The sequence below is a fragment of the Pseudomonas sp. GW821-FHT03A09 genome, from assembly GCF_059421065.1.
Genome location: NZ_JBWKUX010000016.1, coordinates 21,024 through 43,146 on the forward strand (window position 1 = coordinate 21,024; position 22,123 = coordinate 43,146).

18 protein-coding genes are annotated in these 22,123 nt (G+C 61.8%); 10 read left to right on the forward strand and 8 right to left on the reverse strand.

Going from position 1 to position 22,123, the window contains the following annotated elements; translation table 11 throughout:
* Positions 1–152 precede the first annotated feature (152 nt).
* Positions 153–1,529 (reverse strand): signal recognition particle protein, encoded by a 1,377-nt coding sequence (ffh, locus tag AC07V4_RS23640; RefSeq protein WP_003193965.1) that lies wholly within the window; start codon positions 1,527–1,529, stop codon positions 153–155.
* A 234-nt stretch (positions 1,530–1,763) separates the two neighbouring features.
* On the opposite strand from ffh, the gene AC07V4_RS23645 reads away from it, so the two are divergent.
* From AC07V4_RS23645 to AC07V4_RS23655, 3 genes are all read left to right on the forward strand, one after another.
* Positions 1,764–2,576 carry a cytochrome C assembly family protein gene (locus AC07V4_RS23645; protein ID WP_372339912.1) on the forward strand — a complete coding sequence of 271 codons (813 nt, stop codon included), beginning with the start codon at positions 1,764–1,766 and terminating at the stop codon, positions 2,574–2,576.
* Between the two features lie 12 nt (positions 2,577–2,588).
* A complete protein-coding gene (locus AC07V4_RS23650; protein ID WP_492638304.1) occupies positions 2,589–3,827 on the forward strand; it encodes a transporter associated domain-containing protein in 1,239 nt (412 codons plus the stop codon).
* A 336-nt stretch (positions 3,828–4,163) separates the two neighbouring features.
* On the forward strand, positions 4,164–5,474 hold the full coding sequence (locus AC07V4_RS23655; RefSeq protein ID WP_492638305.1) for an MFS transporter: 1,311 nt from the start codon (positions 4,164–4,166) through the stop codon (positions 5,472–5,474).
* 96 nt (positions 5,475–5,570) lie between these two features.
* Here AC07V4_RS23655 and purT read toward each other — a convergent pair whose 3' ends face one another.
* From purT to AC07V4_RS23680, 5 genes are all read right to left on the reverse strand, one after another.
* Positions 5,571–6,752 (reverse strand): formate-dependent phosphoribosylglycinamide formyltransferase, encoded by a 1,182-nt coding sequence (purT, locus tag AC07V4_RS23660; protein ID WP_492638306.1) that lies wholly within the window; start codon positions 6,750–6,752, stop codon positions 5,571–5,573.
* Positions 6,753–6,821: 69 nt separating this feature from the next.
* On the reverse strand, positions 6,822–7,289 hold the full coding sequence (locus AC07V4_RS23665) for a preQ0 transporter (protein ID WP_431753540.1): 468 nt from the start codon (positions 7,287–7,289) through the stop codon (positions 6,822–6,824).
* Between the two features lie 150 nt (positions 7,290–7,439).
* On the reverse strand, positions 7,440–7,655 hold the full coding sequence (locus AC07V4_RS23670; protein WP_431753541.1) for a DUF1289 domain-containing protein: 216 nt from the start codon (positions 7,653–7,655) through the stop codon (positions 7,440–7,442).
* A complete protein-coding gene (locus AC07V4_RS23675) occupies positions 7,652–8,176 on the reverse strand; it encodes a gamma carbonic anhydrase family protein (protein ID WP_431753542.1) in 525 nt (174 codons plus the stop codon). Before AC07V4_RS23675 ends, AC07V4_RS23670 begins: the two co-directional genes overlap by 4 nt.
* Positions 8,177–8,211: 35 nt before the next feature.
* The gene (locus AC07V4_RS23680) at positions 8,212–8,814 is read right to left on the reverse strand and encodes a CoA pyrophosphatase (RefSeq protein ID WP_492638307.1); all 603 of its coding nucleotides are present in this window, start codon (positions 8,812–8,814) and stop codon (positions 8,212–8,214) included.
* A 146-nt stretch (positions 8,815–8,960) separates the two neighbouring features.
* Between AC07V4_RS23680 and AC07V4_RS23685 the strand changes: the two genes are divergently transcribed.
* The 7 genes from AC07V4_RS23685 (at position 8,961) to nagE (ending at position 17,475) form a co-directional block, all read left to right on the forward strand.
* Positions 8,961–9,509 (forward strand): NUDIX hydrolase, encoded by a 549-nt coding sequence (locus tag AC07V4_RS23685; RefSeq protein WP_492638308.1) that lies wholly within the window; start codon positions 8,961–8,963, stop codon positions 9,507–9,509.
* 39 nt (positions 9,510–9,548) lie between these two features.
* A complete protein-coding gene (locus AC07V4_RS23690) occupies positions 9,549–10,052 on the forward strand; it encodes a L,D-transpeptidase family protein (protein WP_492638309.1) in 504 nt (167 codons plus the stop codon).
* Positions 10,053–10,315: 263 nt separating this feature from the next.
* Positions 10,316–11,074 carry a GntR family transcriptional regulator gene (locus tag AC07V4_RS23695; protein WP_492638310.1) on the forward strand — a complete coding sequence of 253 codons (759 nt, stop codon included), beginning with the start codon at positions 10,316–10,318 and terminating at the stop codon, positions 11,072–11,074.
* A gap of 10 nt (positions 11,075–11,084) precedes the next feature.
* Positions 11,085–12,191: an N-acetylglucosamine-6-phosphate deacetylase gene (gene nagA / locus AC07V4_RS23700; RefSeq protein WP_492638311.1), complete on the forward strand. Its 1,107-nt coding sequence runs from the start codon at positions 11,085–11,087 to the stop codon at positions 12,189–12,191.
* The gene (locus tag AC07V4_RS23705) at positions 12,172–13,194 is read left to right on the forward strand and encodes an SIS domain-containing protein (protein WP_492638312.1); all 1,023 of its coding nucleotides are present in this window, start codon (positions 12,172–12,174) and stop codon (positions 13,192–13,194) included. Before nagA ends, AC07V4_RS23705 begins: the two co-directional genes overlap by 20 nt.
* 36 nt (positions 13,195–13,230) lie before the next feature.
* On the forward strand, positions 13,231–15,741 hold the full coding sequence (gene ptsP / locus AC07V4_RS23710) for a phosphoenolpyruvate--protein phosphotransferase (protein ID WP_492638313.1): 2,511 nt from the start codon (positions 13,231–13,233) through the stop codon (positions 15,739–15,741).
* Positions 15,742–15,768: 27 nt separating this feature from the next.
* The gene (gene nagE / locus AC07V4_RS23715; protein ID WP_492638314.1) at positions 15,769–17,475 is read left to right on the forward strand and encodes an N-acetylglucosamine-specific PTS transporter subunit IIBC; all 1,707 of its coding nucleotides are present in this window, start codon (positions 15,769–15,771) and stop codon (positions 17,473–17,475) included.
* A 169-nt stretch (positions 17,476–17,644) separates the two neighbouring features.
* Here the strand turns inward: nagE and AC07V4_RS23720 are convergent, their stop codons facing one another.
* Together AC07V4_RS23720 and purL are read right to left on the reverse strand one after the other, a co-directional pair.
* Positions 17,645–17,956: an NGG1p interacting factor NIF3 gene (locus AC07V4_RS23720; protein ID WP_492638315.1), complete on the reverse strand. Its 312-nt coding sequence runs from the start codon at positions 17,954–17,956 to the stop codon at positions 17,645–17,647.
* Between the two features lie 4 nt (positions 17,957–17,960).
* The gene (gene purL / locus AC07V4_RS23725) at positions 17,961–21,857 is read right to left on the reverse strand and encodes a phosphoribosylformylglycinamidine synthase (RefSeq protein ID WP_492638316.1); all 3,897 of its coding nucleotides are present in this window, start codon (positions 21,855–21,857) and stop codon (positions 17,961–17,963) included.
* Positions 21,858–22,123 lie beyond the last annotated feature (266 nt).

Sequence of the window (22,123 nt, forward strand, 5' to 3'; positions counted from 1 at the left end):
AAATGTCTTTTTCTGGCGCCTATCGGCGTGCCATTCAGATCTGCTATAGAGCCGTCGGTTAAAACGGCGAGTCAGCCCCCGCCAACGGCGGGTTTGCTGGAGGTCCCACGTCCATGTGGGGCCGCGCCGACATGACTGTCGACGCGAATTCTTTACATCTTGGGCATGCCGCCGCCGGGCAACATACCGCCCATGCCGCGCATCATCTTGGCCATGCCGCCTTTGGCAGAGAACTTCTTCATCATCTTCTGCATCTGCTTGTGCTGCTTGATCAAGCGACCGATGTCCTGCACCTGGGTGCCGGAACCCATGGCAATCCGACGTTTGCGCGAACCGCTGATCAGCTCAGGGTCGCGGCGCTCGGCCGGGGTCATGGAGTTGATGATGGCTTCCATCTGCTTGAACTGTTTCTCTGCCGCGCCCTGGGCATTGCCCATCTGCGCCAGGTTCACACCGCCGATGTTCGGCAGCTTGTCCATCAGGCCGCCAAGGCCGCCCATGTTCTTCATCTGTTGCAACTGGTCGCGGAAGTCTTCGAGGTCGAAGCCCTTGCCCTTCTTCAGTTTCTTGGCCAGCTTGTCGGCCTTGTCCTTGTCGAGGGTGGCTTCGGCCTGCTCGATCAAGCTGAGCACGTCGCCCATGCCGAGGATGCGCGAGGCAATACGCTCCGGATGGAATGGCTCGAGCGCTTCGCTCTTCTCACCCATACCGATGAACTTGATCGGCTTGCCGGTAATGGCACGTACCGACAGTGCAGCACCACCACGGGCGTCGCCGTCGACCTTGGTCAAAATCACACCGGTCAGCGGCAGTGCGTCACCAAAAGCCTTGGCGGTGTTGGCCGCGTCCTGGCCGGTCATGGCATCGACCACGAACAGCGTCTCGACCGGGTTGATCGCGGCATGCAGCGCCTTGATCTCGCCCATCATCTCTTCGTCGATGTGCAGGCGACCGGCGGTATCGACGATGACCACGTCGATGAATTTGAGTTTTGCTTCTTTAATAGCAGCGTTGGCGATGTCGACCGGCTTCTGGCTCAGGTCGGACGGGAAGAAGGTCACGCCGACTTCGCCCGCCAGCATTTCCAACTGCTTGATAGCGGCCGGACGGTAGACGTCAGCCGACACCACCATCACAGACTTCTTCTTGCGCTCTTTAAGGAAGCGCGCCAGCTTGCCGGCGGTGGTGGTTTTACCCGCACCTTGCAGACCGGCCATCAGCACAACGGCCGGAGGCACGGCACTGAGGTTCAAGTCTTCGTTGGCCGCGCCCATCAGGCTTTCGAGTTCGGCCTGGACGATCTTCACAAAGGCCTGGCCCGGAGTCAGGCTGCGGGACACTTCGGTGCCCACCGCACGCTCTTTGACCGAGTTGACGAAGTCCTTGACCACAGGCAAGGCCACGTCGGCTTCCAGCAACGCCATGCGCACTTCACGCAGGGTGTCTTTAATATTGTCCTCGGTCAGCTTGGCCTTGCCGGTAACGTGGCGCAGCGTCTGCGAGAGACGGTCAGTCAGATTTTCAAACATGCGCGATCCTTTCAGGCCCTATTCATCGAAGTGAAGTGATAGACCGAGGTAATGGCGGCCCAGGCTGTGGTAAATCGCTATTAGAAACAGCGCTCGGCGAGCCTGCGGCGGGGGCAGGTCGCGGATTATAGCGAAGACTGCGCCCGTGCACACCCGCTGTCTGGCCCGGGAGTCTTTCGTGGAACGCGGGGGTATGCCAAACTCAACGCCTTTCGGGCTTGTCTATCAGGATTTATGGTCCCCTTGTCACCCAGTTTGCTACCCAGCCTCGCCGCCGCCATCTTGTATGCCGCTGCGACCCTCTATCAGGGCACTCGTCTGGCCCAAGGCACTAAAGCGGACAAACGTCTGCTGGTGGGTCTTGGCGTCCTGGCCCTGCTGGCCCATGCCACGAGCCTGTTCACCCACCTGATGACTCCGGTCGGCCTGGGCCTGGACTTTTTCAGCGCTGCCAGCCTGATCGCCGCTGCCGTGATCGCGCTGACCCTGCTCGCCTGCTACCGCATTCCGGTCGAGAACCTGCTGGTGCTGTTATTCCCACTGGGAATGCTGACAGTGCTGCTGGCGCACTTCACCCCGACCGGCACTGTTCAGGTCATTGATGAAGAACCCGGCATCCTGGCCCATATCCTGTTGTCGATCCTGGCCTACGGCATGTTCACCATTGCGGTGTTCCAAGCCTTGCTCCTGCTGTTGCAGGACCACCAGCTCAAGAACAAACACCCCTCTGGGCTGATCAAGAACTTCCCGCCACTGCAAACCATGGAAAGCCTGCTGTTCGGGTTCCTGTGGGCTGGCTGGACGCTGCTGTCGCTGTCGCTGATTTCCGGCTGGCTGTTCGTTGAAAACCTGTTCGCCCAGCACCTGGTGCATAAAACCCTGCTGGCGTGCCTGGCCTGGGTGGTGTTCAGCGTGTTGCTGTGGGGGCGCAACCGCCTCGGCTGGCGTGGGCACAAGGCGATCCGCTGGACCCTGGCTGGTTTCTGCTTGCTGATGCTGGCCTATTTCGGCAGCAAGCTGGTTCGCGAATACATCCTGCATATCTGACGGGCAGCAAAAATGGACAACTTGCCCTTAGGGCCGATGCTCGCGGTAATCGCCCTGCTGATTCTATGGGCGGCGCTGTTTACCGCCATCGAGGCCGCACAGCAGCACCTGCTGGCCCTGCGTCCCGGCACACGCCAGGGTGACAAGGCCGCGGCCCGCCTGAGTTTCCCGCGCAATAGCTTGATCCTGTGCAACAACCTGTGCCGCGCTGGAGTGGTGATTCTCTGCACCTTGCTCGCCATCTACGCCTGGGCACAGAACGGCCCCTGGCTCGGCGGACTGATTTCCTGCGCCCTGCTGCTGATACTTGCCGACTACCTGCCTCGCGCCCTAGCCACCCGCCACCCGCAAGCGGTACTGGGGTTCGGCAATGCGCTGTTGGGCGTACCACTGAAAATCCTCTACCCCCTGGCCTGGCTGCTTAATAGCATCAGCCTGTTGCTGCTGCGCCCATTCGCGCGCAAATCCGGCGTGGTGAAAAAGAGCGACGAGCCGCAGCCCGAGCATGACGACGAGCCGGAACCTGAAGCCGACGAAGGCCGTACGCCAGGCATGCCGGGTATCCACGCACTGGACAACATCACGGTCAACGACATCCTGGTGCCACGCAGCGAAGTGGATGGCATCAACCTGGATGACTCCACCGAAGAGATCATCGAGCAACTGCGCACCTCCCTGCGCACCCGCCTGCCGGTATTCCACAGCGACATCAACCAGGTCGAGGCCGTGCTCAACACGCGGCAGATCCAGCACCTGTTGCCCGACGCCAGCCTGACCAAAGAAACCTTGCTCGCCGCTTGCCACGAACCTTACTTCGTTCCGGAAAGCACGCCCCTGCAACTGCAGCTGCTGAACTTCCACAAGCAGCAACGGCGCCTGGGCATGGTAGTGGACGAATACGGCGAAGTACTGGGCATTGTCACCCTGGAAGATATCCTCGAAGAAATCGTCGGCGAGTTCGAAAGCGAGCAAAGTGCGGACAACCCGCACATCGAAGCGCAAACCGACGGGCGCTACATCATCGACGGCGCCGCCTCGATCCGCGAGCTGAATAAAAGCCTGGGCTGGCACCTGCCCAGCGATGGCCCCAAGACACTCAACGGGTTGGTGACCGAAGCACTGGAGACCATCCCCGATTGCGCGGTGTGCCTGAAGATCGGCCGTTATCGCCTGGAAATCCTCGAAACCGAGGACAATCGCGTCAGCAAGGTACTGATCTGGCACACCAGCCGCATGCCAGTCGCTGCATAACCCTCTGACAAAACTCAATCCAATGTGGGAGCGGGCTTGCCCGCGAAAGCGGTGGGTCAGTCGCCTTATTCAGTGACTGACACTCAGCATTCGCGAGCAAGCCCGCTCCCACATTTTGACTTGTTGTATCTTCAACCCCCTTCCTATAATCGGGCGGCTTATCCAAGCCCCGCCCGACCGCGTGCTACCCGCACTGAGCGCGTCCCGGCACCGTATCATTCTGTCCGGCCGGTGTTTGCTCTCATCCCGAGCCGCCCCGTGCACTGCCCTGAACCCTGGGTGTTCGACCAATAAAAATCCGCGTCCAAACGCGCTATGACTGTCAGGGATACCACCATGAGCACCACCTACAACGAGGCTGCGACCGCCGCCCCGAGCAACTCGACCGCACGGGTCGCCACGGCGAGCATCGTCGGCACCGCCATCGAATTCTACGACTTCTACATCTATGCCACTGCTGCGGCGCTGGTGATCGGGCCGGTGTTCTTTCCACAAACCTCCGGCACCGCGCAGATGCTGGCCTCGTTCCTGACCTTCGGCATCGCCTTCATCGCCCGCCCGCTGGGCTCCGCGCTGTTCGGGCACTTCGGTGACCGTATCGGCCGCAAATCCACACTGGTAGCGTCCTTGCTGCTGATGGGCGTGTGCACGACGCTGATCGGCTTGCTGCCGGGGTATGACAGCATTGGCGCCTGGGCCCCGATCCTGTTGTGTGTGCTGCGTTTCGGCCAGGGCCTGGGCCTGGGTGGAGAATGGGGTGGCGCGGCGTTGCTGGCGACCGAGAACGCGCCGAAGGGCAAGCGCGCCTGGTTCGGCATGTTCCCGCAACTGGGTCCGTCGATTGGGTTTCTAGCGGCCAATGGCTTGTTCCTGATCCTGGCCATGAGCCTGAGCGATGAGCAATTTCGCAGTTGGGGCTGGCGTATCCCGTTCATCCTCAGCGCTGCGCTGGTGATGGTTGGCCTGTATGCGCGGCTGAAACTGCACGAGACGCCGGTGTTCGCCAATGCCGTCGCCAAAGAAGCCCCGGTGAAAGTACCGCTGGTTGAGCTGTTCAGCCAACATTGGGCGCCTGTGCTGCTGGGCGCGGCATCGATGGTGGTGTGCTACGCGCTGTTCTATATCACCACCGCATTTTCCCTGAGCTATGGCGTGTCGACGCTGGGCTACAGCCGCGAGACCTTCCTCGGCCTGCTGTGCTTTGCCGTGCTGTTCATGGGGTTGGCAACGCCGCTGGCAGCCCTGGCCAGTGATCGCTACGGGCGCAAGCCGGTGCTGATCGTCGGGGCGCTCCTGGCGATTCTGTCGGGCTTCACCATGGAGCCGCTGCTGACCCACGGTTCAACCTGGGCGGTTGCATTGTTCCTGGCGCTGGAGTTGTTCCTGATGGGTGTGACCTTCGCGCCAATGGGCGCCATGCTGCCGGAACTGTTCCCGACCCGCGTGCGTTATACCGGCGCGTCGGCGGCGTATAACCTGGGTGGGATTGTGGGAGCCTCGGCGGCGCCGTTCTTCGCGACCAAGCTGGTGGCGATGGGCGGGCTGAGTTATGTCGGCGGGTATGTGTCGGCGGCGGCGCTGCTTAGCTTGATTGCCGTGCTGTGCCTGAAAGAGACGCGGGATAACGATTTGAATCGCGTCGCCTGATGCACCGCTATCGCAGGCAAGCCAGCTCCCACATTTGAAGGCATTCACAATTCAAAATGTGGGAGCCGGGCTTGCCCGCGATGGGCGCGACTCGGTTTAGAGCTCTACGACGACAGCCTTGGAAGCACGGGTCGCTTTCGCCCGAGCCGCTTCAATCGACTCATCCCGCGCCAACGCCACACCCATGCGGCGCTGGCCATTCACTTCCGGCTTGCCAAACAGACGCAACGCCGTGTCCGGTTCGCTCAAGGCCGCGCCAAGGTTGGCGAATGCAGTCTGGGTCGACTGCCCTTCCACCAGGATCACCGCCGACGCCGAAGGCCCGAACTGACGGATCAGTGGGATCGGCAAACCGAGAATAGCGCGAGCGTGCAGCGCGAACTGGGACAAGTCCTGGGAAATCAGCGTCACCAAGCCAGTGTCATGAGGGCGCGGCGATACTTCGCTGAACCACACCTGATCACCCTTGATGAACAACTCCACGCCAAACAGACCACGACCGCCCAAAGCTTCGGTAACGGCTTTGGCAACGCGCTCGGATTCTGCCAGGGCAATCGGGCTCATGGCCTGTGGCTGCCAGGACTCCTGGTAGTCGCCTTTCTCCTGACGATGGCCAACAGGTGCGCAGAAGGTGGTACCGCCAATGTGGCGCACGGTCAGCAGGGTGATTTCGTAGTCGAAGTCGATAAAGCCTTCGATGATCACACGGCCTTTACCGGCGCGGCCACCTTCCTGGGCGTAGTCCCAGGCTTTCTGCACATCGTCCGTGCTGCGCAGCAGGCTCTGGCCCTTGCCCGACGAACTCATCACTGGCTTGACCACACACGGGAAGCCCAGGTCTTGCACGGCCTTGCTGTAGTCTTCGAAGGTGTCGGCGAAGTGGTACGGCGAAGTCGGCAGGTCCAACTCTTCGGCGGCCAGGCGACGGATGCCTTCACGGTTCATGGTCAGCGAGGTCGCACGTGCGGTCGGGATCACGGTGAAGCCTTCGGCTTCCAGTTCCACCAGGGTGGCAGTGGCGATGGCTTCGATTTCCGGCACGATGAAGTGCGGCTTCTCGGCCTCGATTACCGCACGCAGGGCGGCGCCATCGAGCATGTTGATCACGTGGCTATGGTGCGCGACCTGCATGGCCGGCGCATTGGCGTAACGATCCACGGCAATCACCTCAACGCCCAGGCGCTGCAGTTCGATTACCACTTCCTTGCCCAGCTCACCGCAGCCACACAGCAAAACGCGGGTCGCGGTTGGCGACAATGGAGTTCCGATTCGGGTCATCTCAGGTCCTCAGGGGAGCGGATCATGGGGAGAAAGGCCGGCATTTTACATGAACTGTAAAAATTGGCCTCAGTTGGCGATGGCCCGTTTGCGCAAACGCCAGGCCATGATCAACCACACCACCGTGACCCCGGCGAACTTCGACACCAGCGCCGTCCCCGCCACCGCAGGCGTCAGCGCACCGATCAGGCCGAAGAAAATGAAGGTATCGAGAGGAATGCTCAGCGCCGAACTTATCCACAGGCGATCGTGGAGCGGGCGCTTGGTGATGCTGAACACCAGCCAGTCGATGCACTCGGACACGGCGAACGCTGTGGCACTGGCCAGGGCAATGGCTGGGTCGGATGTCACGTACGACAGCACCAACGCCGCCAGCATGGCGACGATTGCGCCGTGGCCGAAGCGGGTTTGCACCATATCGCGCAGGATAAACACCAGGCCACCCCAGGCGGACCAGATGACATCCAGGTGCGGGGCGGTGGAGAAGGCGAAGTTGATCAGCACGACGCTGCTGATGTAGGCGATCAGGAAGAGCATGGGGATGGACCTGTGAACAAGGGGCACAGGGTACTGCACATTTGGAAATATGTCGTCTGGCAGGGCCTCTTCGCAGGCAAGCCAGCGCCCACATTTGAAGGTATTCACAATTCAAAATGTGGGAGCTGGCTTGCCTGCGATAGCGGTCTATCAGGCACCGGATTTCCCAGGAATCATCCACACCAACCCACTCGCCTTCGCCCGCTCATGGCACAGCCCCAGCACCACCCGGCGCTCGGCGTTGTCCATGCGGCTCCAACGCGTGATCTCGTCCACCGTACGCTGGCAGCCGGTGCAAATGTCGTCGTCATCCAACGCGCAAATATTCACGCATGGCGAAGCGACGGGGCGTTCAATCGGGTTCATTCTTCCTGCTCAACCAGGTCACGCGCATAGCGCTGTGAGTTATGCACATAGTGCGCGGCACTGGCTTCGAGCATGCGTTTCTGCGCCTCGGTCAACTCGCGCACCACCTTGCCCGGCGAGCCCATCACCAGTGAGCCGTCGGGAATTTCCTTGCCTTCGCCGATCAGTGAATTGGCGCCGATGATGCAGTGCTTGCCGATCTTGGCACCGTTGAGGATTACCGCATTGATGCCGATCAGGCTGTAGTCGTCGACCGTGCAGCCATGCAGCATCGCGTTATGGCCGATGGTCACGCCGGTGCCCAGGGTCAGCGGGTAGCCCATGTCAGTGTGCATCACGCTGCCGTCCTGCACGTTGCTGTTCTTGCCGATCAGGATCAGTTCGTTGTCGCCACGCAACACCGCGTTGAACCACACGTTGGCGCCCTCCTCCAGCTTGACCTTGCCTACCAGCGTGGCATTCGGTGCCACCCAGCTGTGGGGGTGCGTCTCGACGCGAGCGTCGCCCAGGCGATATTTCATGGTGTGTCCTCACGGCGTGCCACTCAAGCGGTGGCTCAGGTTTTGATGAAGCTCTTGGGCGGCTGGTGCAAGCTGATCTTCGCATCGTCATACAGAAGGTTGATCAGCTCGACAATCATGATCGCCGTCAGGCCCCAGATCTTGTATTCGCCAAACCGATAGCTAGGCACATACCAACTGCGCCCCTGATAATCGATCCGGTGGGTATGTTCGCGCGGGTCCTGGCGGAAAAACTCCAGGGGCACGCTAAAGACTGCGGCGATCTCGGCATCGTTGGCCAGGTATTCGACGTAATCCGGGATCACACCGACATAGGGCGTGACCCGGATGCCATGCAGGGAGATCAACGGGCTCAACGGTCCGATGATCTCCACCAGCCCGGGCGGCAGGCCGATTTCTTCTTCGGCTTCGCGCAGTGCGGTAAAGATCAGGTCGGGGTCTTCGGGGTCGCGACGTCCGCCAGGAAAGGCCACTTCGCCACCGTGGGTCGACAGGCCGCTGGCGCGCAGGGTCAGGATCAGCTCAGGTTCGTCACTGCGGGTAATGGGCACCAGCACGGCGGCCTCGGGGAAACGCCCGTCAGTCTCCAACGTGTGGGGGGTGTGATTGCTTACCCGGCGAAGTAGCTCGTCCAGCATGAGTCATCTCGGTCTGTTGGCTACCTTGCATCATGCACCAAAGCGTGCGGGCGCCCAACCCCAAAACCCGGTGCATGTCGCGAAACGACAACTTGCAGGGCCCTGCCCGCCAAGCCAAGATAGGCCCATTCTCCAGGAACCCCAGCATGAACTTCTGCAGCCAGTGCGGCAAACCGGTGACCCAACGCATTCCCGAAGGCGACGGCCGCCTGCGCTATGTGTGTGACCACTGCTCGACCATTCACTACCAGAACCCCAATATCGTCGCCGGTACGGTGCCGGTGTGGGGCGATCAAGTACTGCTGTGCCGCCGCGCCATCGAGCCACGCCTGGGTTACTGGACCCTGCCCGCAGGCTTCATGGAAAATGGCGAGACCGTGGAACAGGCCGCAGCGCGCGAAACCCTGGAAGAAGCCTGCGCCCGCGTACGCAACCTGTGCATCTATACATTGATCGATGTGCCGCACATCAGCCAGGTGCATATCTTCTACCGTGCCGAACTGGTCGACCTGGACTTTGCCGCCGGCCCCGAAAGCCTTGAAGTGAAGCTATTCGATGAAGCCGACATCCCTTGGTCCGAGCTGGCTTTCCGCACGGTCGGGCGTACCTTAGAATGCTTCTTCGCTGACCGTCGCCAACAGGCGTTCCCGGTACGCAGCGAGTCGGTGCCGCCGATGAAGCCGTCGGCCAAATAATTTTCAGGCAGCACCTTTCTAATAAGGGAATCCGTTTTAATGCGTTGGTTGCTCGCTATTATCTGCCTGTCGTTCGCTACGCTCTCTTCGGCCTCCACGGTGGAAATCATCGACGGCAAGCCGGTCGAAAAAATCCTGGTGCTCAAGTCTGCCCGTCAGTTGCAGTTGATCAACGACGGCAAGCCCCTCAAGACCTATCGCATTTCCTTGGGCCGCAATCCCAGGGGCACCAAGCTGATCGAGGGTGACCGTCGCACACCGGAAGGCCTCTACTGGATCGACTGGCGCAAGACCAGCGACCGCTTCAACCTGTCGATGCACATCTCCTACCCCAATATCAGCGACGCCGCCCGCGCCCGTCGCGAAGGGGTGAAACCGGGCAGCATGATCATGATCCACGGCACCCCCGACAGCGAGGAGTACCCGGAACAACTCTTCCATACCCTGGACTGGACCGACGGTTGCATCGGCATGCGCAACGTGGACATGCGTGAAGTCTGGAACCTGGTCAAAGACGGCACCCTGATCGAGATTCGTCCGTAATCTCGTACCGTTCGTAAAATAATCCGAAAAAAATTCCCGCCCCTGGCCGTGCCTGCCGGTGAATACCAGTTCACCGCGCCGGGCTGCGCCGTTCTGCGCGCAACAAAGACCTCTCTAATACCACTTGATACCAGGCCCCACTAGAAGGCCCTAAAACCATCGTTTTCACCCTTTTAGCTGCATTGACATGGTATTTAAGTGGTATTACTTTCCGGCCAATACCGGGCGACAACATTCCAATAACCGCATCGGAAACCTGACAGATGAACGCCATCCTGACCCTGCGCCCCGACGACAAACAATCCACGCCGCTGTATCTGCAATTGGCCCGCAACCTGGAAGCGGCGATCCATGCCGGCCAGTGGAAATCCGAACAGGCGTTGCCGTCGGAACGCGTCCTCAGCGAGCAATTGGGCATCTCACGGGTGACGGCCCGTAAAGCGCTGGAAGTGTTGCTGGCCCAGGGTCTGATCCGCCGCAGCCAAGGCTCCGGCACTTTTATCACCCCGCGCCTGGAACAACCGCTGTCACGCCTGTCGGGCTTCAGCGAAATGCTGCGGCTCAAAGGGTTTGTGCCCACCTCCCAGTGGCTGGAGCGCGAAGTCACCCCGCCGACCCACGAAGAGCTGATCCGCCTGGGCCTGTCGCCCACTGACAAGGTGGCGCGCCTCAAGCGTTTGCGCAAAGCCGATGACACCGTGATGGCGATTGAAACGACCGCCATGCCCGCCTCGGTGTTGCCGCACCCGCAGGCCATCGGCAATTCGCTGTACGAATACCTCGAAGGCATCGGCAAACCCATCGTGCGGGCCCTGCAACACATCCAGGCGATCAACGCCTCCGATGAGTTCGCCAAGCTGGTGGGCATCGCCCCCGGTACCGCCATGCTGCTGATGACCCGGGTCGGCTACACCGCCGACAACACCCCGATTGAAATCACCGATACCTATTGCCGCAACGACTACTACGACTTCGTCGCAGAGCTGCGCCGCCATGACTATTCCGCTGAACTGCGAACTTAGAGAACTGCCCATGTCCGAAGACAATATCCTCACGCCCCACGGCTGGATTCGCGGCCGTCTGGTGCACGAACACGGCAAGGTGGTCGCCATCGAAGGCACGCCGTGCGACCCAGCGGAAAATGGCCTGCCCTACCTGCTGCCGGGCTTTATCGACCTGCACGTACACGGCGGCGGCGGTGCGGACATCATGGAAGGCAGCACTGCCTTCGAGACCATCACCCGCACCCATGTACGCTTTGGTACGACCTCGCTGCTGGCCACCACCATGACTGCGCCGGTGGAAGAAATCTCCCGCGTGCTCGGCCAACTCGGCACCTTCTGTGAGCAGCGCCCGGCAGGCAGCGCCCGGGTCCTCGGCGTGCACCTGGAAGGCCCTTATATCAATCCAGGAAAACTCGGCGCCCAACCCAATTTCGCCCACACCGCACTGATGGCCGAAGTGGAAGCCTACCTGCGCCTGGCACCGATCCGCGTGATCACCATCGCGCCGGAAATCGCCGGGCATGACGCCTTGATCCGCGCCCTCAGCGAGCGCGGCGTGCGTATGCAGATCGGCCACACCCTGGGCAGCTATGAAGAAGGCGTCGCCGCCCTCGCCGCTGGCGCCACCAGCTTCACCCATTTGTACAACGCCATGAGCCCGCTGCATCACCGCGAGCCGGGCATCGTCGGCGCCGCGCTGGCCCACGCCAAATACGCGGAATTGATCCCGGATCTGCTGCATGTGCACCCCGGGGCCATGCGCGTGGCCCTGCGCTCGATCCCGTGCCTGTACTGCGTCACCGATTCCACCGCCGCCGCCGGCATGCCCGACGGCGAATACAAGCTGGGCAGCCACACCGTGACCAAGTGCCTGGGCGGCGTGCGCCTGGCCGACGGCACCCTGGCCGGCAGCACCCTGACCATGGATCAGGCGCTGCGCAACCTGGTGAAGATCGGCCTGCCCATCAGCGAAGCCTCACAACGCCTGTCGCAGTTTCCTGCGGACTATTTGGGCCTGGAAGAACGCGGGCGCCTGCAGCCCGGCAGCTTTGCCGACTGCGTGCGCATGGACCGCTCCCTGACACTCACCGACGTAATGGTCGAAGGAGAAACCATTGACTTCAAAAATGCTTGAAGAGGCCCTGGCCTCTTGTGACGCCGTCGCGGCGCAACTGCAACGCCTGGACCCGTTGCTGGAAGAAATCGCCGGCCGCCTGCGCCGTCAGCCGCCGCAAGTGGCGATGACCATCGCCCGTGGCAGCTCGGACCATGCCGCCAGTTACTTTGCGTACCTGGCCATGCAGCACGTGGGCATTCCAGTGGCATCGTTGCCCATGTCGGTGGTGACCTTGTTGCAAGCACCGATGAAAGTCAGCGGCCAGGTCGCGTTTGGTTTCTCCCAGTCGGGCCAGAGCCCGGACCTGGTCAACAGCCTGCGCCTGCTGCGCAAACGCGGTGCCTTGAGCATTTCGATGGTCAACGCCGAAGACTCGCCGCTGGAAGCCGCCTGCGAGTTCCACGTGCCGCTGTGCGCCGGACCGGAACAAAGCGTCGCTGCGACGAAAAGCTTTATTGCCACCCTGAGCGCCAGCGCGCAGTTGATCGGCCACTGGAACCAGGAAGTCGATCTGTTGCAAGCCTGCCGCGCCTTGCCAGTCGAGCTGCGTGCAGCCGCCCGACAGGACTGGAGCCTGGCCATCGAAGCCCTGCGCGACTGCCAGCAACTGATGGTGATCGGTCGTGGTGCCGGGTTTGCCATCGCCCAGGAAGCCGCGCTCAAGCTCAAGGAAACCTCGGCAATCCAGGCCGAAGCCTTCAGCAGCGCCGAAGTGCGCCACGGGCCGATGGCCTTGATCGACAAGAACTACCCCTTGCTGGTGTTCGCCCCACGGGGTGCTGAACAAGCCGGACTGTTGAGCCTGGCTGCCGACATGCGTCAACGCGGCGCCCGCGTACTGCTGGCCGCGCCAGACGATATCGCCGAGCGCGACCTGACCCTGAGCCGCGCCGAGCACCCGAGCCTGGACCCGATCCTGGCGATCCAGAGCTTTTACGTGATGGCCGCAGGCCTGGCGGTTGCCCGGGGCATGGACCCGGACCAGCCGCGTCACCTGAGCAAAGTTACCCGCACTCACTGAGTGGTTTGCAGCGTTTTCCTGATGAGTACCGTGCCCATGTCCAACAACAATAATGCATTGACCCTCAGCGCCCCCCTAAGCGGGCCCGTGCTGACCCTGGGCAACGTTCCCGACGAAGTGTTCGCCAGTGGCGCCATGGGCGATGGGATAGCCATCGACCCGCTGAATGATTGCCTGCATGCACCGTGTGACGGGGTGATCATCCACGTCGCCCGCACCGGGCATGCACTGACGATCCGTGCCGAGAACGGCGCTGAAATATTGATGCATGTGGGCATCGACACGGTAGAACTGAATGGCGAAGGCTTTGCGCTGCTGGTCAAGGAAGGCGCACGGGTGAGCCAGGGCGAGGCGCTGGTGCAGTTTGATCTGGATCGCATTGCGCGCCAGTGCAAAAGCCTGGTCAGCTTGATCATTTTGACCAATGGCGAGCGCTTTGAATTACGGGCACTCGCCGGACAAACGGTCAAGGTCGGCCAGCCATTGTTGCAGATCGCGACGCGCTCGACGGCAGCGGTGCAAGCGGTTGTGGATAACTCAACCACCGAGGTCAGCGCCAGCGTGCGCATTACCCACCGTGGCGGCTTGCATGCTCGTCCGGCCGCGCTGATCCGCAAGACAGCCCAGGATTTCAGCAGTACGGCCCATCTGCACTTCGGCGATAAATCGGCCGCGTGCGACAGCCTGACCGGCTTGTTGGGGCTGGGGATTGGCGAAGGTGACGAAGTACGTGTGACCTGTCGCGGCAAGGATGCCGAGGCGGCCTTGCAGGCATTGCTTGCCGCGCTGTCCGCCCCCCTCAAAGAAGAACACCACGCGCCGGTCGTCGCCACGCCACGCCGGGCGAACACCGAAGCCAACGTGCTGCAAGGCGTGTGCGCCGCTCCCGGCCTGGTCTGCGGGCCGTTGTTCCATCTGACTGGCATCGAACTGCCGCAAGACTCCGGCGACCACATCGCCGATGAGCAACTGCAACGACTGGATGCCGCGCTGGAACAAGTGCGCGGGGAAATCCGCAGCACCCTGGACCACGCCCGTCAGCGTAAGAACACCGAAGAAGAAGACATCTTCGCCGCCCACCTCGCCCTGCTCGAAGACCCGACCCTGCTGGACGCCGCCACCGGCGCCATCGAACACGGCAGCGCCGCTACCCACGCCTGGCGCGATGCGATCCAGGCGCAATGTGCCGTGCTGCTGGCGCTGGGTAAGCCGCTGTTCGCCGAACGCGCCAACGACCTGCGGGATTTGCAGCAACGTGTACTGCGTGCGCTGCTGGGCGAAGCCTGGCATTTCGAGTTACCCGCAGGATCGATTGTCAGCGCCCATGAGCTGACCCCCTCCGACCTGTTGCAACTGAGTGCACAGAACGCCGTCGGCATCTGCATGGCCGAAGGCGGCGCCACGTCCCATGTGGCCATTTTGGCCCGTGGCAAAGGCCTGCCTTGTGTGGTCGCACTTGGAGACGAAGTACTCGATGTGCCCCAAGGCCAACGGGTGGTGCTCGACGCCGCCAACGGCCGCCTGGAACTGGCGCCGAGTGAAGCGCGTCACGCCGAAGTGCACCAGATTCGCGACGCGCAGAAACTGCGCCGCCAACAGCAGCAGGCCCAGGCCCGCGAACCGGCGCGTACCACCGATGGCGTGAGCATTGAAATTGCGGCCAATGTCGCCTCCAGCGCCGAGGCCCAAGTGGCCTTTGAAAACGGGGCTGACGGCGTCGGCCTGCTGCGCACCGAATTCCTCTTCGTCGACCGCCGCACCGCGCCGGATGAGCAGGAACAACGCCAGTCCTATCAAGCCGTGCTGGAGGCCATGGGCGATAAATCCGTGATCATCCGTACCATCGACGTGGGCGGCGACAAGCAGCTCGACTACCTGCCGCTGCCCATCGAGGCCAACCCGGTGTTGGGCCTGCGTGGCATCCGCATGGCCCAGGTGCGCCCGGAACTGCTCGACCAGCAACTGCGCGCCCTGTTGCAAATCAGCCCGTTGGAGCGCTGCCGCATCCTGCTGCCGATGGTCAGTGAAGTCGACGAACTGTTGCAGATTCGCCTGCGCCTGGATGAGTTATGCACAGAACTTGGGCTGACGCAGCGCCCGGAATTGGGCGTGATGATCGAAGTGCCCGCCGCCGCGTTGATGGCCGAACAACTGGCCGAGCACGCTGATTTCCTGTCCATCGGCACCAATGACCTGTCCCAGTACACCCTGGCTATGGACCGCGACCACGCGGGCCTCGCCGCACGGGTCGACGCCCTACACCCGGCACTGCTGCGGCTGATCGCGCAGACCTGTGCGGGAGCTGCCAAACATGGACGCTGGGTCGGCGTCTGCGGCGCCCTCGCCTCTGACCCGCTGGCCACGCCGGTGCTGGTAGGCCTGGGGGTCAGCGAACTGTCGGTGAGCCCGCCGCAGATCGGAGAAATCAAGGACCGCGTCCGCCACCTGGATGCGGCGCAATGCCGGCAACTGAGCCGAAGCCTGCTTGACCTGAGCAGTGCCAAGGCGGTTCGCCAAGCCTGTCAACACCACTGGCCGCTGAGCTGACAACAACAAGAACAAAGGAGACTCGCCATGTACCAACACTTTATCGAAGGCCTGCAACGCCTGGGCCGTGCGCTGATGCTGCCGATTGCGATCTTGCCGATCGCCGGCCTGTTGCTGCGCCTGGGTGATACGGATCTTTTGAACATCGCGGTCATGCACGACGCCGGGCAAGCGATCTTCGCCAACCTGGCACTGATCTTCGCCATCGGCATCGCCGTAGGCTTTGCCCGTGACAATAACGGCACAGCAGGCCTGGCTGGCGCGATTGGTTACCTGGTGATGGTCTCCACGCTCAAGGTGATGGACACCAGCATCAACATGGGCATGCTCGCCGGCATTGTCAGCGGCTTGATGGCCGGTGGACTGTATAACCGCTTCAAGGACATCAAACTGCCGGAGTACCTGGCGTTCTTTGGTGGGCGGCGGTTTGTGCCGATTGCCACCGGGTTCAGTGCGGTGGGGTTGGGCGTCATCTTTGGCTTGATCTGGCCGCCGATCCAGCACGGCATCAACAGCTTCGGCGTATTGCTAATGGAAAGCGGCAGCTTCGGCGCGTTCGTGTTCGGCGTGTTCAACCGCCTGCTGATCGTCACCGGCCTGCACCATATCCTCAACAACATGGCGTGGTTTGTGTTCGGCAGCTTTACCGACCCGGCCACCGGCGCGGTCGTGACCGGCGACCTGACCCGCTACTTTGCCGGCGACCCGAAAGGTGGCCAGTTCATGACAGGGATGTTCCCGGTGATGCTGTTCGGTCTGCCAGCGGCGTGTTTGGCGATGTATCGCAATGCCTTGCCGGAACGCCGTAAGGTGATGGGCGGGATCTTCCTGTCGATGGCGCTGACGTCGTTTTTGACTGGGGTGACGGAACCGATTGAATTCGCGTTTATGTTCCTGGCGCCGTTCCTGTACCTGATCCATGCGGTGCTCACCGGCTTGTCGATGGCCGTCACCAATATGCTGAATATCCACCTGGGCTTTACCTTCTCTGGTGGGTTTATCGACATGGTGCTGGGTTGGGGCAAGTCCACCAATGGCTGGTTGGTGTTTCCGGTGGGCCTGGCCTACGCAGCGATCTACTACAGCGTGTTCAACTACTGCATTCGTCGGTTCAACCTGAAGACGCCGGGGCGTGAAGATATTCAGGTCGTACAAGCTGAAGCGATGAGTGATAACCAGCGAGCCACGGCTTACATCCAGGCGTTGGGCGGTGCAGAGAATTTGCTGAGCGTGGGTGCTTGCACCACGCGCCTGCGGTTGGACATGGTTGATCGCAATAAGGCCGTGGATGCCGAGCTGAAAGCCCTGGGCGCCATGGCGGTGGTTCGGCCGGGTAATGGCGGGAGCTTGCAGGTAGTGGTTGGGCCGATGGCTGATAGCATCGCCGATGAAATTCGCTTGGCCATGCCGTCGTTTGTCGCCACTGCGCCAGTGAGCGTTACGCCTGTGGATAAGCCGGTGGCGGTGAATGTGCAGGAAGCCGAGAAATGGCTGAATGCCTTGGGTGGCCGGGGGAATGTACGCCAGCTGGAAGCGGTGGCGATGACGCGGTTGCGGGTGGAATTGGGGGATGACTCGGTGTTGTCCGAGGCTCAGCTTGTGGCGCTTGGATGCCAAGGCGTAACCCAACTCGACAGTGGTGTTTGGCATTTGCTGATTGGCGACAAGGCTTTGGGGTTGGGTGAAGCGTTGGAGCGGCTGGTCAGTGGTCGGCAGATCGGGGCTGGCGCCTAAATCTTCGTTGCCTGTGCAGGCGCCATCGGGGCAAGCCCCCTCCCACATTTTGATTGGTGAATGCATTAAAAATGTGGGAGCTGGCTTGCCTGCGATTGGCCCGTACAGACAACAAAAAACCCGCTGACCAAACTGGCCCAGCGGGTTTCTTGTTTTTACAGCGTACGAATCAAAAATCCGCCAACTGCCACACCTCATACGCCGGTGTCTCATACGGGTGACTGAGTTTCAAAGCAGCCACAACAGCCCCAATCAACTCATCCGTCACCACCAGCTCAACCTTCCACTCCTCAACCACTTCAACCTGGCCGACCTGCCCGATAAACGGTTGGCTGCCGTCCAACGCGCGGAATTGGCCCTGGCCCAGCACTTGCCAGGCGCAGTTGTCGTAGCTGCCGATGCGCCCACCGCCGGCTGCGAAGACGGCGGTTTTCACCGTTTCCACATGGCTGTCGGGCACAAAGAAGGCGAGCTTGAACACCGTCTTAGTTCACCCATACGCGAGCGTTGCGGAACATGCGCATCCAGGCGCCGTCTTCGTTCCACTCTTCCGGACGCCACGAGTTCTGCACCGCGCGGAATACACGCTCCGGGTGCGGCATCATGATGGTGACGCGACCGTCGCGGCTGGTGAGGCCAGTGATCCCGCGCGGCGAGCCGTTCGGGTTGGCCGGGTAGGCCTCGGTGACTTTGCCGTGGTTGTCGACGAAACGCATGGCCACGCAACCGGACAAATCGGCTTCCAGCAACGCTTCTTCGCTGGAGAACTCGGCATGGCCTTCGCCGTGGGCGATGGCGATTGGCATGCGCGAACCCGCCATACCTTGCAGGAAGATCGAGTTGGACTCCTGCACTTGCACCATGGCGACACGGGCCTCGAACTGCTCGGAACGGTTGCGCACAAAGTGCGGCCAGAACTCGCTGCCCGGGATCAGTTCGCTGAGGTTGGACATCATCTGGCAACCGTTGCACACACCCAGGGTGAAGCTGTCGTTGCGTTCGAAGAAGCCCTGGAACGCATCGCGGGCACGGCTGTTGAACAGGGCCGACTTGGCCCAGCCTTCACCGGCACCCAACACGTCGCCGTAGGAGAAACCGCCGCAGGCGACGAGGCCTTTGAACTCGTTGAGGTCAACGCGACCGGCGAGGATGTCGCTCATGTGCACGTCAATCGCATTGAAGCCGGCGCGGTCGAACGCGGCCGCCATTTCCACCTGGCCGTTGACGCCCTGCTCACGCAGTACGGCAACTTGTGGGCGGATGCCTTTCTTGATGTAAGGCGCGGCGATGTCCTGGTTGACGTCGAAGCTGAGCTTGGTGCTCAGGCCCGGGTTGTCTTCTTCCAGGATTACATCGAATTCCTGCTCGGCGCAGTCGGCGTTATCACGCAGGCGCTGGATCTGGTAGCTGGTCTCGGCCCACTGGCGTTGCAGCAGACGGCGCTGGCCTTCGAACACAGTGTCGCCGTTGAAGACGATGTCGATCTGACCGTTGTTGATCGGCTGGCCGATCACCGCCACGCAATCGCCCAGGCCAGCGGCGCTGAATTGTGCGAGTACGTCCGGGGTAGCGTCCTGGCGAACCTGGATCACCGCGCCCAGTTCTTCGTTGAACAGGATGCCGTTGATCTCGGATGCATCCTCGGCAACGCTGTCGAGCACGATGTTCAGGCCGCAGTGACCGGCGAAAGCCATTTCTACAACGCTGGTCAGCAAGCCGCCATCGGAACGGTCATGGTAAGCCAGCAGGTGACCGTCAGCGTTCAAGCCCTGGATCACGGCAAAGAAGGCTTTCAGGTCTTCGGCGTCATCGACGTCCGGTGCCTGTTTGCCCAGCTTGCCGTGGGTTTGCGCGAGGATCGAGGCCCCCATGCGGTTCTGGCCACGGCCCAGGTCGATCAGGATCAGATCGGTGGTGCCCTTGTCCATGCGCAGTTGCGGGGTCAGGGTCTGACGCACGTCGGTGACGGGTGCAAAACCGGTGACGATCAGCGACAGCGGTGAGGTGACCGTCTTGTCTACGCCGTCTTCGTTCCAACGGGTGGCCATGGACATGGAGTCCTTGCCCACCGGAATGGTGATGCCCAGCTCAGGGCACAACTCCATGCCGACAGCTTTCACGGTGTCGTACAGGCGGGCGTCTTCGCCCGGGTGGCCGGCAGCGGACATCCAGTTGGCCGACAGTTTGATGTCGGACAGCTTGCCAATGCGCGACGCCGCGATGTTGGTGAGGGTTTCACCAATCGCCATGCGGCCCGACGCCGGGGCGTCCAGCAAGGCCAGCGGCGTACGCTCGCCCATCGCCATGGCTTCACCGGTGTAGACGTCGAAGCTGGTGGCGGTGACGGCAACGTCAGCCACCGGAACCTGCCATGGTCCAACCATTTGGTCACGGGCCACCAGGCCGGTGATGGTGCGGTCGCCGATGGTGATCAGGAAGCTTTTGCTCGCCACGGCCGGGTGGTGCAGCACGCGTTCGATGCTGTCGGCCAGGTCGAGTGTGCTTGGGTCGAAATCATCGCCCAGTTCGGTTTCACGTACGGCCGAACGGTGCATGCGCGGGGCTTTGCCCAGCAGCACTTCCAGCGGCATGTCCACCGGGCTGTTGCCGAAGTGACTGTCGGTAACGGTCAGTTGCGGCTCGGCAGTGGCTTCGCCGACCACGGCAAACGGGCAACGCTCGCGTTCGCAGATGGCCTGGAAGCGTGCGAAATCTTCAGCGCCAACCGCCAGTACGTAGCGCTCCTGGGATTCGTTGCTCCAGATTTCGTGCGGGGCCATGCCCGGCTCGTCGTTTGGAATGTTGCGCAGTTCGAAACGGCCACCGCGGTCGCCATCGTTGACCAGTTCCGGGAAGGCGTTGGACAGACCGCCCGCGCCGACGTCGTGGATGAAGCTGATCGGGTTCTTGTCACCCAATTGCCAGCAACGGTCGATGACTTCCTGGCAGCGACGCTCCATCTCTGGGTTTTCGCGCTGTACGGAAGCGAAGTCCAGGTCCGCCGAGCTGGTGCCGGTGGCCATGGAGGAAGCGGCGCCGCCGCCCAGGCCGATCAACATCGCCGGGCCGCCGAGCACGATCAGCTTGGAGCCGACCAGGATCTCGCCTTTCTTGACGTGTTCTTCACGGATGTTGCCCATGCCGCCAGCCAGCATGATCGGCTTGTGGTAGCCGCGCACTTCATCGCCACGCGGGGTGGTGATGGACTGTTCGAAGGTACGGAAGTAGCCGGTGAGGGCCGGACGACCGAATTCGTTGTTGAACGCTGCACCGCCCAGTGGGCCTTCGATCATGATGTCGAGGGCGGTGACGATGCGCTCAGGCTTGCCGTACGGCACTTCCCACGGCTGTTCGAAGCCCGGGATCTGCAGGTTGGACACGGTGAAGCCGGTGAGACCCGCCTTTGGTTTGGCGCCACGGCCGGTAGCACCTTCGTCGCGGATCTCGCCGCCGGAACCGGTGGCTGCACCCGGGAACGGGGCAATCGCGGTCGGGTGGTTGTGGGTCTCGACCTTCATCAGGATGTGCACCGGCTCCTGCACCGCGCCGTACTGGCGGGTTTCAGGGTCCGGGAAGAAACGCCCGGCGACGGAGCCGACGATCACCGAGGCGTTGTCCTTGTAAGCCGACAGAACGCCTTCGCTGTGCATCACGTAGGTGTTCTTGATCATGCCGAACAGGCTTTTTTCCTGGCTCTCGCCGTCGATGTCCCAACTGGCGTTGAAAATCTTGTGACGGCAGTGCTCGGAGTTGGCCTGGGCGAACATCATCAGTTCGATGTCGTGCGGGTTGCGCTTCAAGCCGTTGAAGGCGTTGACCAGGTAGTCGATCTCGTCTTCGGCCAGGGCCAGGCCCAGTTCGGTGTTGGCCTTCTCGAGGGCGGCGCGGCCACCGCCGAGCACGTCAATCGCGGTGAGCGGCTTGGGCTCGGCATGGCTGAACAGGCCGGCAGCCTGTTCCAACTGGCTGACGATGATCTGGGTCATGCGGTCGTGCAGGCTGCTGGCGATCAGCTCGGCCTCGGCGTCGCTGAACTGGCCGGCGACGTAGAAAGCGATACCACGCTCCAGGCGCTGGATTTTTTCCAGGCCACAGTTGCGGGCGATATCGCTGGCCTTGCTCGACCAGGGCGAGATGGTGCCGAACCGCGGCAGAACCAGGAACAAGCGGCCGTTAGGCTCTTGGACGGGAACGCTGGGACCGTACTTCAGAAGGCGTGCCAGCACTTGCTGTTCGTCGGCGGTCAAGACGCCGGTAACGTCGGCGAAGTGAGCAAATTCAGCGTACAGGCCTGTAACAGCTGGAACCTTCTGGCTCAGTTGCTCAAGGAGTTTGCTGTGGCGAAAGGCAGAAAGGGCAGGAGCGCCGCGCAGGATCAACATCTTCGGGACAGCCTCGGGAAGGGGGTGTGCTTTGAGGCCGTGCATTCTAGCGTAAACCGCCGCCAACGGCACCCGAAACGCTACGGCTGGCCGCTGCCGAACGTCAGTTGGCACGGAATGCACGGTATCGGGGCGTTTTCCAAGATCACGCGCACAGTTATTTTAACCGTCACAAACCCTCGCCAACCCGCGTTTCTGCGGGCTTCAGCCCGGTTTTGCGGGTGCTAGCAGACAAGTCCCCTGCTGTCGAGATATGGCGCCGAGGG